14 protein-coding genes and 1 pseudogene are annotated in these 13,975 nt (G+C 40.0%); 3 read left to right on the top strand and 12 right to left on the bottom strand.

Annotated features, from left to right (window positions below):
• Window positions 1-40: 40 nt before the first annotated feature.
• From KHS79_RS12480 to KHS79_RS12435, 10 genes are all read right to left on the bottom strand, one after another.
• Window positions 41-385, bottom strand: coding sequence for a phage tail protein (locus KHS79_RS12480; protein WP_212719443.1), 345 nt, complete (start codon window positions 383-385; stop codon window positions 41-43).
• A gap of 79 nt (window positions 386-464) precedes the next feature.
• On the bottom strand, window positions 465-941 hold the full coding sequence (locus tag KHS79_RS12475) for an RDD family protein (RefSeq protein ID WP_212719440.1): 477 nt from the start codon (window positions 939-941) through the stop codon (window positions 465-467).
• 11 nt (window positions 942-952) lie between these two features.
• Window positions 953-1,546, bottom strand: a complete 594-nt coding sequence (locus KHS79_RS12470; protein WP_212719437.1) for a hypothetical protein — start codon at window positions 1,544-1,546, stop codon at window positions 953-955.
• Window positions 1,547-1,818: 272 nt separating this feature from the next.
• The gene (locus tag KHS79_RS12465) at window positions 1,819-2,205 is read right to left on the bottom strand and encodes an energy transducer TonB (RefSeq protein ID WP_212719434.1); all 387 of its coding nucleotides are present in this window, start codon (window positions 2,203-2,205) and stop codon (window positions 1,819-1,821) included.
• Window positions 2,206-2,217: 12 nt separating this feature from the next.
• Window positions 2,218-2,706, bottom strand: coding sequence for an RDD family protein (locus KHS79_RS12460; RefSeq protein WP_212719431.1), 489 nt, complete (start codon window positions 2,704-2,706; stop codon window positions 2,218-2,220).
• A 37-nt stretch (window positions 2,707-2,743) separates the two neighbouring features.
• On the bottom strand, window positions 2,744-2,962 hold the full coding sequence (locus KHS79_RS12455; protein WP_212719429.1) for a hypothetical protein: 219 nt from the start codon (window positions 2,960-2,962) through the stop codon (window positions 2,744-2,746).
• Window positions 2,963-3,058: 96 nt separating this feature from the next.
• Complete coding sequence (locus tag KHS79_RS12450) at window positions 3,059-3,502, bottom strand: hypothetical protein (protein WP_212719426.1); 444 nt, start codon at window positions 3,500-3,502, stop codon at window positions 3,059-3,061.
• Window positions 3,502-3,855, bottom strand: a complete 354-nt coding sequence (locus tag KHS79_RS12445) for a hypothetical protein (protein WP_212719423.1) — start codon at window positions 3,853-3,855, stop codon at window positions 3,502-3,504. Before KHS79_RS12445 ends, KHS79_RS12450 begins: the two co-directional genes overlap by 1 nt.
• Window positions 3,856-3,876: 21 nt before the next feature.
• Window positions 3,877-4,479 carry a hypothetical protein gene (locus KHS79_RS12440; protein ID WP_212719420.1) on the bottom strand — a complete coding sequence of 201 codons (603 nt, stop codon included), beginning with the start codon at window positions 4,477-4,479 and terminating at the stop codon, window positions 3,877-3,879.
• 206 nt (window positions 4,480-4,685) lie between these two features.
• On the bottom strand, window positions 4,686-10,889 hold the full coding sequence (locus KHS79_RS12435) for a SpvB/TcaC N-terminal domain-containing protein (protein WP_212719418.1): 6,204 nt from the start codon (window positions 10,887-10,889) through the stop codon (window positions 4,686-4,688).
• 214 nt (window positions 10,890-11,103) lie between these two features.
• Between KHS79_RS12435 and KHS79_RS12430 the strand changes: the two genes are divergently transcribed.
• Window positions 11,104-11,517 (top strand): LexA family protein, encoded by a 414-nt coding sequence (locus KHS79_RS12430; protein WP_212719416.1) that lies wholly within the window; start codon window positions 11,104-11,106, stop codon window positions 11,515-11,517.
• 27 nt (window positions 11,518-11,544) lie between these two features.
• On the opposite strand, the gene KHS79_RS12425 is transcribed toward KHS79_RS12430, so the two are convergent.
• Window positions 11,545-12,015 carry a hypothetical protein gene (locus tag KHS79_RS12425; RefSeq protein ID WP_212719414.1) on the bottom strand — a complete coding sequence of 157 codons (471 nt, stop codon included), beginning with the start codon at window positions 12,013-12,015 and terminating at the stop codon, window positions 11,545-11,547.
• A 348-nt stretch (window positions 12,016-12,363) separates the two neighbouring features.
• Here KHS79_RS12425 and KHS79_RS12420 point away from each other — a divergent pair, with 348 nt between their 5' ends.
• Both KHS79_RS12420 and KHS79_RS12415 read left to right on the top strand, forming a co-directional pair.
• Complete coding sequence (locus KHS79_RS12420; protein WP_212719413.1) at window positions 12,364-12,945, top strand: antA/AntB antirepressor family protein; 582 nt, start codon at window positions 12,364-12,366, stop codon at window positions 12,943-12,945.
• A gap of 137 nt (window positions 12,946-13,082) precedes the next feature.
• Window positions 13,083-13,421, top strand: a complete 339-nt coding sequence (locus KHS79_RS12415) for a hypothetical protein (protein ID WP_212719411.1) — start codon at window positions 13,083-13,085, stop codon at window positions 13,419-13,421.
• Between the two features lie 184 nt (window positions 13,422-13,605).
• Here the strand turns inward: KHS79_RS12415 and KHS79_RS26365 are convergent.
• Window positions 13,606-13,803 (bottom strand): annotated as a pseudogene (locus KHS79_RS26365) (hypothetical protein); the annotation flags it as partial.
• Window positions 13,804-13,975 lie beyond the last annotated feature (172 nt).

Raw genomic sequence — 13,975 nt, 5'->3', positions numbered from 1 at the left:
AAAGAAAGTTGAAAAGTAATTTTTTGCGGACGACCATCTTCTAAAAAAAAGTTTGCTCAGACTCTATCGACTCAATAACAAAATGGCCTAACACAGAACCTGTCCCTTCGACTAATAGAAAAGGTTGGCCTCTCCCCGCTTCTTTTCGTAGTTGCTCCACTTGTTCCAGACCACCTAAGTAATGCGGATAAATCACGCCGTTAAGTGTTAAGTTCTGCTGTCCTGGACCTATGTATTGGTGAGCTGGAGTGTTCGAAATACGCTCCTGCTGACTCCACCGAAAATGATGAGTTTGCTGACTGGATTGATAAGCAGCCGTATCGCGACTAAACCGAAAACAGACTTGTTGCTGAGAGTTGGTGAGAATTAACATAGGTTGGGGCATAACAAGCTCCTTTAGCTATGCCCAATATTATTAGTGATTTCAGTGTTAAGGTAGGGGAAAAGTTGGTTAGATAAAGTTTTTAAACCATCTTTTCCACTTCAATAACATAGGTTCTTGGTATTTTGTCATGCCAACCTACGGGCCTATCATTTTTGCTTCCAAACGATAACATATCAAAAGGGATCAGCCGGCAAAGTGTACGTATAACCACTTGGAAAAAGTTTGGCTTTAATCCCTGACGATTGACGACTTTAGTTTGTGTTATAAGTTTCCCAAGAGTTCTCCCCCATATTGCTTCCTGAGGAACAAAATAAACGAGAAATGTTATAATGACTATAACTTTCTCATTATATATATACTCTAAATGAGTAGCCTCAAATACATCCAATAAAAGCGCAATAACTATAGCTACAGGAAATGCAGTAATAAATAAAAATATTGAATCAATCACCATATTCATAAAACGCTTCATTGTACCCGCTATTTTTGTCTCTTCAAATACAATGTCATTTTTTGATAGGTCTGCTTCAGGTGACTTATAGACTTGATTATTCATTGATTACTTGCTCACAGGCTATTCATGAATTCAATTGCCCGCATATTAACTTCAGATACTTCCTGCGGACTCACATTACCTTCATTACATGGAATAGCCTCACCATAAATCATCATAAACATTCTACTTTGAGAAGGAGGCAAAACTCTATAATGAGTTTTCTTAATAATACAATTCTCAGCAAATTTTTTGTGATCATCTTTAGGTAAACGACAAGGATAAAAATGAGTTTTATAGCTCATCCCCTTAAACATCATATTATCACGATTAAGTAGCTCTTTATCTTTTAAGTCATTAATATAATATGTATTTGCGCCAGCCTCTTTAAATCTCACAACAAAGAATTTATCAATATCACCATTTGAGTTTTTATGAACAAAGTAATACTGTTCTTTTTTGTCATATGAACCACTAAAACCACTATGATACTGGCTAAATCCCTTACCTTTTGATGATTTTACCAATTCAAATGACTTAGGTATGTTGAGCTGTATAGCTGGCGATGCGTTAGATACCAACACATTATCATTAACGCTTCGCTTTACGTTAATACCACAGCCCGCAAAAAACACTGATAAAACAATAAGTAATAAAGCTTTCTTCATAAATAACCTTACGTAGTGACTGCACAGATACTCGTAAAACGCGGCATATTAGCAGTTAGTTAAGTGGTATCCAATAAGAAGAAAAGCTTATACTGAGCCAGCTCAATATCGGACCTGAAGAGGGTGAATTCTCTAAACCAATTGAACGAACAGTGCTCTCTATAGAAGCGTATGTGCTGGAAGGCTTATCCGTTACGGCGTAGCTGACTCCTTTGGCTATACCTGGCTTACAAAATAAGCACATAAATTTTATTGGGGAATTTAGAAAGTTATTACTCAGGGTTAAAAACCAAGTTAAACTTTCTGTAATTTCTCTCATAAACTTCAGACTTCAACTCGCCTAATTCCTTTATCGGAAACCCATTCTTAATTGCCTCCAAAGCACTTCTATCAAAAGCTGCATTCCCACTTGGCTCAATGACTTTGGAGCTTACAAGTGAGCCATCACTTTTAGTCCGAATCTGAATTTTAACTTGTAACCCCTTTACAATAGGCTCAGGCTTAATCCAGTTTTTTTCAATTCTAGCTTTTATGATCAGCGCTATACTTTTGAGACTCTGGGGAAGCTTAGTTTTTGGTTCGACTACTTTTTTCTGTAAGCCTATACAACCAGTTAACACAACACTTAATAAAACCAGCAACAGATAATATTTTTTCATTCGCAATATTTCTCATTTTTTCAAATTTATTACTTTCGTGCTTGCCGCCAGATCATGTAAACATCTACGTCCACTACCAAAAATAAACAGTGAATCAACCACAAATAGAAAATTAATAATCAAGCTTCCAATCCAAAATAGAAGCATTCTAAAAATTAGTATTATAAATATATTTTGCTTCTCACCATCCTCAGATCTAACAATTGCTATCTTTAAAAATTTTTTCCCAATTGTTTGCCCACCCACAATTAGCAGATACAGATTTAATATAAAGTACAAAAACAACATTAATACCGAAATATAATGCTCATCTTGAAATTTAGAATTATCAACCCCTAACCAATCTAAAAGCAACCATGGAATCGTTATAACACCAAGAAAAATAATTTTATCAATAACTGTAGCCCAAAAACGCCTTGACAAAGAAGCAAGCTCACAATTTTCAGATTGACTTTCTTTTAACTCAGCCTCAGGAGCCTGATATATTTCACTGCTATTCATAGCTAACCATCAAACAATACAAATACTTAGTTTATTTCTACTTCGCTACCATCTCAATTTTATCTGCATTTGCAATATCATTGTATAGGCCAAAAGCTAAAGTAAACACTCGATTGGCTCTCTCTCCTTGGACTAAATAATCACTCAAACTGTAGTCAAAGTAATTTAGAGCACTATCATCAATGTTTCGAGCCAAATTTACAGCACACCCTGTAACAAAAATCAAAACAATAAATACTGCTATAATTTTCTTCATTTTAATTATCAATCACCCACACAAACATAAATACTTTATCATGAATAAAGCCATTGCAAAGATGCATCTTTGCTAAATATCGCCACCATTTTTATTTTAATGCTTAAGTTTCTCATCATCCTTTTCCTCAACCAACTTATCGAGTTCAGCTTCAAGCGCTTTTATTTCTTCAGCGAGATTTTTATTATCTAGATTACCACCATCACCAAATTGAGTAATTACCTCTAAAATATCAATATTACTCATAGATGTGGGGAAAGGTTCAACTGGAAACACATTCGCAATGCATTGTTGTAATGTACCAAAGTCTACTTTTTGACCCTGAAGCTGAATAACCTCTTTAAAGGTACCATCTGAAGCCACAGCAACTAACAAACGGGAGTTGGGTGCTATTTGCTTGATACAGTCCAAAGCTCTTAATTCACTACGAATATATTGCGCATACTCAGAAGAAGATTGCTGCTTAGTCAGTGCTGAGTGGCAACCAGTAAGCTGGCTAGCTATTAGGGCAAAGAAAACAACGAGAATAATTCGCATCATTACAAAGATATCTTAGTCGATTTTACATCATCAGCTATTTGCTTAAAGCGTTCAAAATCTTCAGCTTTTCTTGATCTTAACAGGGTAACGACCTGATCACCCGTTTCATCAGAACCTTTGTGTAATGCTCTCAACTCATACTTTTTCATAGTTAAAATGGAAATTACAAAGCCAATGGCAAATAGCCCAAAACCCAGTAAAGGCATAAAAGCCCAGCCAATCGCAGAGAAGAGAAATGAGAAAGTGAGCACTCTAATCAAGTGATCTTTAACTTTCATCTCCAAAGCATATATATCGATAATCTTACTTAGTTGGTAACTATCTTTACCACTCACTTCAACATTTTTTTTCATGATTAAAGCGTACCTACAAACTTACAAACGATTCATAAACTCAATAGCCCGCATGTTTACGCCTGATATCACGCGAGGGCTGATTTCGTCTGTCATGACTTCATCACAAGGAATCATCTCCCCATACGTGATGATGAACATCCGACGCTGTTGAGGTGGTAATGCTTTGAGGTGTAATTTTTCAATTAAACACCCAAAAACAGAAACGTCCTCCTGCTTTTTAGAGAGCCTTCTTACACGAAAATATGTTTTATAAGTAAGCCCCTTGAAAAACATGTTATCTTTATTGAAAAAATCCCTACTTTTAAGATCATCGCTAAAGTACGTATGAACACCCGCTTCCATAAAACTAACCGATAAAGTACGATTTACATACCCTTTAGTATTTTTACCTTGGAACAAATATATTTCTTGCTTGTTATGTGCACCACTAAAACCATCTTGATACTGGTTAAACTCTTTACCTGAAAATGAATCCACTATTTTATAAGACTTAGGTATGTTGAGCTGTATAGCTGGCGATGCATTAGAAGTTAGCACGTTATCTTCAACGCCACGCTTTACATTAATGCCACAACCAGTGGCTAATACGGATAATAAAACTACTGTAAATAACTTCTTCATTTTATGGATTAACGATTTTTTACTTACTCAACAAATTATAATGCCAGCAATTATCCACAATTTCTTTAAATAAGGGCTGCTGGATGCGCACTTATCTCATCTAAGACTTCCTTGTCCATAGCTATTTAATGCATTAAACCAATAATATCTACCTTTAATCAGTTAGCATAATATGCTTTCACAACATCCATTTGGATATCATTTTATTACAAATAACTAAAAACCTTCTCAACAAATAACTGGCAATTTCTCGAATAAAATGAATAGTCTCCAGAAGAAAAGCCATTACTTCCATAATGACTTTTAAGTGCATTTACATCAAAGTTCCCATCAACCACTTTATGAAAACCACCTCTATACATAAAGCGGTAAGATGACCCTACTAGGTTTTCATCCAATATTAAACCTCCATTACTAAAACCAATATTGAATACCTTTCCAGAACCATCAATAATCATAATATGCTCATGACTTCCACTTAAGTTGAGTATTTTTAGCAGTTTGTTATCAGTTAAACCCTGTAGATCATCTAATGCTATATCTTTTCCATTCAACTGAAAGTTCAGCGGTCTATCACCAGAAAGTATTACTGTCTTCCCAGGAATATGGTAACGTCGAACAAGCTCAGCATTATTCGTTACACGAACTCCACCTGTTTTTATATAGGTTTTATTAAAATTACTCTTAGCAACAGACATGGCATAATTCATAACAAAGACATTATGGACATCTTGTGATGATGCACCAGAGATAGCTGCTAGGTGAGCCTTGTAAGCTGCAGATACAATCCCGCCGCCTCCAGCAAAATCAGCAATACCCGCTAAAAAACCCACAGTTTTCCTAAGTTTCTCGCTTCTCATTAAAGCAGCATCGATTTTCTTCGACATGGGTTCAATACTTCTGTATTTTCGATACAGCTTTACTTCGTAATCACCAAGAGCTTTATTCCTTATTTTACTAACCTGATTTCCACCAAAGCCAATACTAAGGTTACCATTTTCAAACGCCTTATTAACTGCTTTTTGTAACGTATTTCTTACCCCTTTAAAACTAAAGGCATTTTTAACTCCTTTTGCAATTTTCTTTAATGAAAAAAAGCCAGAGGGGTCAAATCGATTAACTGGGTTATTTAACACATAGCTGTAACGGTTATAGCTCTGCAAGTCACCCGCAAACTGTATAAACGGATCGGCACTGAGGAACCGCCCGACGCTAGGATCATACACCCGCCCGTTCATGTGGATCAGGCCCACACCACCCAAATGCTCGTGATTGGTGAAGCCACGCTTAGTAATGGTACTGGTGATTTGCGTAAAATCTATCGCGGCTTGCCAGTCCGTCTGACGGCGTTTACCCCAGGGATCATAACTGAAGCGCTCAACCACTTGACCATTTTGATCGGTAATGGCGGTGAGTGAGTCTAAGTGATCACGATGGAAGTAATTGGTTTTTGTGCCATCTTCGGTGCCGGCATTTTCGGTTTTAGTGATAATGGCGACGTCAGCAATGTAATGCTTGTGCTGTATTTTACCGGTATCACTGACTACTTTTTCATAAACACCTGATTGGTAATAAGTCGTGCTGGTGCCGGTGGGACCTTGATCAATCCGACGCACCCGTTTCTGATCCGGGCCGTACACCAGATCAATTTGATAATCACCGCGGATAATCTGATCCGGTTTATCAAAGGCAGTATAGCGCACGGTACGGCCATTGCCGTTGGTCATGTTACCGTTGGCATCGTAGCAGTAGGTAGCGTTTTGGCTGCCCGTGGTTTTTGTTAATGCATGGGGACCGGCTTGTTGGGAGCCACACTTGCCACCATAGCCATAATCACCGACATCTGATTTATGGGTGATATTGCCTAAGGCATCGTACTGCACGCTGGTGGTTAAGCTGTTACCACTGAGTTGAGCCGTGACTTCCGTTAAACGGTTGAGTTGATCATAAGCAAACGTTTCTTGGATCTTCTGTCGTTTATCTTCCCGCTGAGTGAGGTTACCTAATTCATCGTATGCAAAATGCAGGTCTTCAATTTGCGTGGTACTGCCGATATAGGCACCGCTGTCTTGCAAACGACCGGTTTTCACATCAAACACCCGAAGTGTGGTCGCACCATTACCGTACTGTTGTTGGGTAATATTGCCTAACGCATCCACACCCTGGGCTTGCCAATAGGTGGTGGCATTGCTGGCCTTACCATCGGTAATTGCGGTTAAGTAGCCGCGCTCGTTGTAGGTTTGCTGCGCCGTGAGTCCCGTTGGGAAGGTGGTTTGTAAAGGACGGCTGTATTGATCATAGCTGTAACTGAGGGTAAAGCTTTCGCCAAACAGCGTTTGCGTTTCTGAGGTTAAGCGCCCTAAGTTATCGTAATGATACTGTTGGGTGATGCCATCGACCGTCACTTGATCCAGTAGCCCTTTATGCTGTTGGTCATACTGAAACTCGGAGACCCGCCAGAGTAATTTAGAGCTGGCTTGAGCATTTTCCGTTTGCTTGATTAAGCGATCCAGCTGGTCGTAACTCAGCTTCGTAACCTGACCTTTGGCATCCTGCTGACGAATAAGCCGACCTAAGGCATCATATTCATAGGTCCATGCGCCTTTGTCAGGATCATTCATCGCGACTTTACGGCCCAGTAAATCATATGTCAGGTCGACGGTATTATTGTCAGGGTCGGTGGTTTGGGTGAGATTACCAAAACTGTCGTAGGTGTAGCTGAGGCTACTACCTAATGCATCAATGACCTTAACCAGTTGACCGGCCCCGTTATAGTGCTCGGTTTTGGTCTGGCCTTTGGCATTCGTGAGGACTTTGTTTAAGCCTTGATAAGCCACCTCACTGGTGGTGCCATCGGGTTGCGTGGTTTTGACGATCCGTAGCAAGGGATCATATTGGTACGCGGTCCAGTACACCTCATCACCTTTAAAGTACGGGAATGAGGTTTTCTCCACCTGACCCAGCACGTTATACACGGTGTCCTGGTATTGGGTTTCTCCGGTTAAGGCCTGGGTTTCAGTGCGAAGGGTGCGTTCCAGTTGATCCACATAAACCGTGGTAGGGGCACTGCCCTGGGCTTGGGTTTTCACCCAATAGACGGCACCTGAAGGACATTCTGTCTCTGCATTACACCAGCCCCGCGTGATGGAAGTATTAGTATTATCCGGTGCCGTTTGGCTCGTCAGACGACCAAAGGCATCGTAACCGTATTGCGTCACCAAGCCATTGGCATCGGTAGTGGTTAACGGCACACCCCAGAACGCATCGCTGGTTTGTTGCGCTTTATGGCCTAAGGCATTGGTCGTCGAGGTTAAAAACCGACCTTGGGCATCATAGTTATACGTCTGTTTGCGTGCAGCGACCTTGGCACCTTGAGTTTGCTCTTCAATTAAATTACCAAAGCTGTCATATTTAAAATCCGTGGTCAGGACATAATCGCTTTGGCCTGGTTCCTGAATACGCTGCGTTAAAGCACCAGTCGTAGCATCATAACTAAATTGCGTAGTGCGGGTTTGGCTATCACCGGATACACCCACATTCATAGCTTGCGTTTGTGTGGCTAGCCCAATCAGCCAGTTGCTTTCATCGTTTTGGTAGATATTAGCTGTTATGCTTGTCTGCTGACCTAACGCATCCTTAATGACTTGTTTGGCTTCTGTGGTATTACCCCAGTCGTCATATTTAAAGGTTTCCGTTAGCGTGGATAGCCATTCATCCTGCAATGATTTTTGCTGGGTTTCCCGTGACACTAAATGCGTTTGAAAACGTTTAATGTCCCCATCATCCAGCGTATTCACCTGCCAGGTCTGCTGAGCGTCTTTTAATAAAACACCTGTTGCCGACCAGGTTTGCGAACGGCTTAGCAAACCGGTTTTGCGGTTAGCCACATCCTGTAAATACTGGTCGGTGGTTTTAATCCCTGTTTCTAGTTGCGTGCTGGTAATTTTGGCAAAACCTAAGGCCCCTAAACCACGTTGGTGTCGTTTTAAGCCTTTGTAGTGATATTGGGTGGTGAGTTCACCGCCGATACCATTGGCTTGTTTGACTTCGCTGACAACATACACGGCAGGTTGTACATCTTTTACTGGGTATTGGCTGCCTGTGCTTTTGGTGAAAATGGATTTATCGGTTAAGGGCTTATACGTCAGTGTGGTGGTGTGGTCTAGGCCGTTGGTGATTTGAGTTATTTTAAGTGCACTTTGGCTTAGGTTTAAGGGAATGAATTTTCCATTTGCATAACGAGCAACAATGTCTTGAGCACCATCACCATTGATATCCATAACAAAGTAGCGCTGTCCTGAATTCCAGCCATGCGCATCAGTGAAAGCGGTCTTAGTAGCCTCAAATATTTTAAAGCTTACCCCATCAGATACGAGAGGAATAAAATCACCGAAGGCATTCCTTGCAACAATATCTTGCCTTCCATCACCATTGATATCTATAACAAAATAGCGATGCCCCTCATTCCACCCATGAACATCCTTGAAAGTGGTTTTAGTAGCCTCAAATATTTTAAAGCCTACCCCATCAGACACAAGAGGAATAAAATCACCAAAGGCATGCCTTGCAACAATATCTTGCCTCCCATCGCCATTGATATCCATAACAAAGTAGCGCTGTCCTGAGTTCCAGCCATGCGCATCAGTGAAAGCGGTCTTAGTAGCCTCAAATATTTTAAAACTTACCCCATCAGATACGAGAGGAATAAAATCACCGAAGGCATTCCTTGCAACAATATCTTGCCTTCCATCACCATTGATATCCATAACAAAGTAGCGCTGTCCTGAATTCCAGCCATGCGCATCAGTGAAAGTGGTCTTAGTAGCCTCAAATATTTTAAAGCCTACCCCATCAGACACGAGAGGAATAAAATCACCGAAGGCATTCCTTGCAACAATATCTTGCCTTCCATCACCATTGATATCCATAACAAAGTAGCGCTGTCCTGAATTCCAGCCATGCGCATCAGTGAAAGTGGTCTTAGTAGCCTCAAATATTTTAAAGCCTACCCCATCAGACACGAGAGGAATAAAATCACCGAAGGCATTCCTTGCAACAATATCTTGCCTTCCATCACCATTGATATCCATAACAAAGTAGCGCTGTCCTGAATTCCAGCCATGCGCATCAGTGAAAGTGGTCTTAGTAGCCTCAAATATTTTAAAGCTTACCCCATCAGATACGAGAGGAATAAAATCACCGAAGGCATTCCTTGCAACAATATCTTGCCTTCCATCACCATTGATATCCATAACAAAATAGCGATGCCCCTCATTCCACCCATGAACATCCTTGAAAGTGGTTTTAGTAGCCTCAAATATTTTAAAGCCTACCCCATCAGACACAAGAGGAATAAAATCACCAAAGGCATGCCTTGCAACAATATCTTGCCTTCCATCGCCATTGATATCCATAACAAAGTAGCGCTGTCCTGAGTTCCAGCCCTGTGCATCAGTGAAGCTCGTGGAGATAGCATGGCTGGGTTTAAATTCCTGATAGATTTTTCTCCAGTTAAACTTAGTGAAAGGGAAACAAGTTTGGATAGCGCACTTCTGGATAGAGTCTATTCTTGACTGATCACTATTTTGTGAAGAGTAAGATAAGTTATAAACACTAGTTTTTTCATTATTGATAACTTTTATTTCGATCAACCTCTTCTCAACACTAACTTTACTCCCAGATAAAAAAGAAAGAGAAGGATCCGGTTTTTGCTCATACGTTAATGAGATTATTGATTTAGCATAGTTAATAGTTAGTGGATAATGCTCCCCTATTGTATTATTTTCTTGATATCCATAACTGATAGCATTTCCAAATCGATCTTCAGTTTTATTGATCGCCCAATGTAAAACATCTGATTTGCCTTGAGCTTCTACACGCGCATCATCAGTATTACCAAACTCAGCAATTTCACCGTTTTTATACCAGACTTTAAAATAAGCAGGTCCACTGCCTGCAGAACCATAGGAAATTATTTTTTTATAACTGTTGTGTTCCGTACGGTACTCCGTGCCATTCGCACCATAGTCACCATTAATAGCCACTAAACGCTGGCCATTCAGACAATATTTATCATTATCATCAAAATCAACACCATCAATAAATCCATCTTGTTCTAGCGTTGTTGGACAACGTGTGATGGCAGGAAAACCTGTTAATCGCCAACCAATACCTAATAAGCCATTGCCTTTTTGGCTGTCGTATTCCAGCGCTAAATCAGGCTTTAAACCATTAATACCTGGTGGTAACTCTAAAGGAATACGGTAATTAGCGGCGCCATCCGTGCCGATAGAAAAAGCGCCTGGGATCGTACCCACAGCCTTGGGAGGATCAGCCATTGCAATGGTAGGTATCAATAGCTGGGTAATAAAGAAAAAAAAGCTAGCAAGCGCGATGTTTAAACGATTCATTATGTACTTCTAGTGACGGTGTAATCATTATTTTAAAAAAACCGCCGCATTATACATGGAAATACATCACGTACAACTGTGCCAAATCAGCACACTCTTAATCAACCTCTTTGTACCAGTCGAGTTTGACACGGGATGAACTCTGATCAATGGCACTTGATCAAAAACCAGACAGCAGACTATAATACTGTACATATATACAGTTATTGATTTTATGGCTATGGAACAGACAAATTTAGACACCGCACCGCTCTTCTCATGCAGCGTTTCGGCAGGCTTTCCCAGCCCTGCTGATGACTATATGGAGAAAGAGCTGAACTTACATGAACTCATGGTTAAACACCCTGCAGCGACGTTCTTCTTTCGTGCCAGTGGTGATTCGATGATTCATGCAGGGATTAACAATGGCGATATCCTGGTCATTGACCGCTCGCTGACGCCTCGTAGCGGTAATATTATCGTGGCCGAGGTCGATGGTGATCTTACGGTGAAACAGCTTTACATCAAGAATAACCAATACTGGCTACTGCCGATGAACCCTCAATATCCCAAAATCCGTCTTGATCCCGAGCAGGAGTTTGCTGTCTTTGGCGTGGTGACTTACAGTGTGCATAAGGTAGAGGGGTAGGACTCTCTACCTCAAATAGAGCCAATTTTATTGATTCCATATTTCGGGTGAACGAAAGCTGTATTTATAAAACGCGATCGTTTGGATAATGAGAAATGGAAGCCAAAAAATCGCAAAAATTGCAATCGCAAAATAAGCTCCGTATGGTACAGACTCCAGGAACTGCTCTTCTGCTAGTTCAGAGTACTGATAAAACATCGAATATCCATCCCAAAGAAACACAACAAAAATCATTAAAAACCAAAACTTTCTAACCAGTATTTTTTTGTTAAAAGCAAATCCATACAGTCCTAGAAGAACGAGACCATATATAATAATTTCACCCAATATATTTACGAGTGAAGCTGATTCACCGAATATTAAAGACAATAAAGATATAATTTCCAGTATCAATATTATAAAGAAAAATACTTTCCACCCTATTTTAGATCGGAAATGAAGTTTTTCAGCTTCTTCTTTTTCAATACCAGCCTCAGGGCCTTTATATATATTGGTCATTTGTTATCTCGCAAAACTGCCTACGATACTCGGTATATGATAGTTTTAATACAGCCATACGTCTAACGCTCAAGCATACTGTCACAAATAATACAACACTATAAGTATTGACCTTCCTTGAGAGTTGATATGGCTTTATGTGTGAGGCGTCGAAACCTCACACAAAGCGGTACACACCAACTCCGAAAGCGTTAGTATTTTTATGCCTACAAAATGGATTCACTCGGTTTTATGCCGGGAGGGCGACGAATACAACACCCTTTGGGGAAATAAGTCCGCGGTATCTTTGTGGCCGTTTCGAACCTCCCGACACCATTACTTTTGAAAAAAACACAAAGGAGTCATCGGATGACTACTAGTCTTATAACCCTCTACCCTCAGGTTATTTCTGGTGAAACAGCTGATACTGTGAACGCCCGCGAGCTACATACTTTCCTTGAAGTCGGACGCAAATTCGCAACCAGGATAGTAAATCGTATCAAACAGTATGGTTTTGAAGAGCAGAGAGACTATATTTTGATTTCCCCAAACGGGGAAACCAATGGCAAAGGTGGAGATAGACGCTCACTAGACTACTACCTCACCCTAGACATGGCCAAAGAGCTCGCGATGGTAGAGCGTAACGAGAAAGGCCGTCAAGCTCGTCGCTACTTCATTGAGTGTGAGAAGAAGCTGAAAGAGCAAGTACAAATACCCTCCTCTCTTACAGACGAACAAGCGCTAGAAGCCAAACTACTGGATAGAGTCCAGGTGCTGGTGTTTGAAAAAGGACAGCTTGTATCAACCCACCCGCTTAATAAAGATGATTTGATTACCTCAGGCAAACCAGAACAATTGTCTGAGTTTGTTCAGTTGTGTGTACCTGGTTATGCCCTAGTAAAAAAAAAGAGTGTGTTGAAGGCACAGCAATTGTTAGCCGGGTTAGGATAAGCTGCCGCTCAGCTTGCGTTTCTATCAATACTTCTAAAAGCATTAGCCATACGAATACAAACACACTAGAATTACCGCCTTATTTGACCTCCCATGTCAAATAGGGCCGTACGTTTTAATTATCGATAGAGCTTAACATGAGTAAAACTATCCTATTTTTATCAGCAACATTACTTTCTTCAACACTAATAGCTGCAGAAATCCAAGAAGGAAGCTGGACCAACTATGCTAAAGTTACTTCAGCTGAATTACATGATAACGCAACTTTTAGAATAACAACGGAAACAACCGATATTACCTCTCACTCATGCGCCAGTGCTAATGGGCACTATTGGTGGCCAGCAACAGATGTACTTGCAAAAGAAATGTATTCTACGGCGTTGACAGCATTAGCGAGTGGAAAACAAGTGTCCGTAGTTTTTAAGAATGAGTGTAATATTGGCTCTAAAAGAGTCACACATATGAGAGTTTTATAATTTCTATTATTTTCACTTTTGAGTATTACATGGTTTTTGGTGGTTAGGATAAAATTTTACGAGTATGTAACACTTGTATAAACTGAAAAAACAGGTATTTGCTAACAAGTATTACCTTAAAATATTTTTATATCATATCCTAACCAACCACTCTCTGGTTTTGTTAGTTTTAACTTTCACTCATTTAACTTACACCATATTTTCTCTTGAGTTGCTCAAATAACGAGTCATGGTGGAATGTTCCATTTTTATCAAAGCCTTTACAGCGCCGAGACATTTCATTCCATAAATGAATAGAATATGAGTCACTGAATAAGCAGATATCATTAACAAGTGTGTTATCAAAAACTGTATTCCAATTAGAATAATGAATGGGATAAAAATAAGTAAACGGTTTTGCTTTATCAAATAAATTAAAATAGTTAAGTGGTACGGCCTGAAAACCTTAGACACTTTTTATGGTAAAAATGTAACTTAAACCATAAGAGGTAAATCATGGGTAAAGGTATCCGTTACTCAGGCGAATTTAAACAAGAAGCAGTCAACCAAGTCGT

Origin of the sequence: Zooshikella ganghwensis, assembly GCF_018263875.1 — a bacterium.
In the GTDB taxonomy this organism is placed as follows: domain Bacteria; phylum Pseudomonadota; class Gammaproteobacteria; order Pseudomonadales; family Zooshikellaceae; genus Zooshikella; species Zooshikella ganghwensis.
This window is presented reverse-complemented; position numbering and strand designations above follow the sequence as displayed.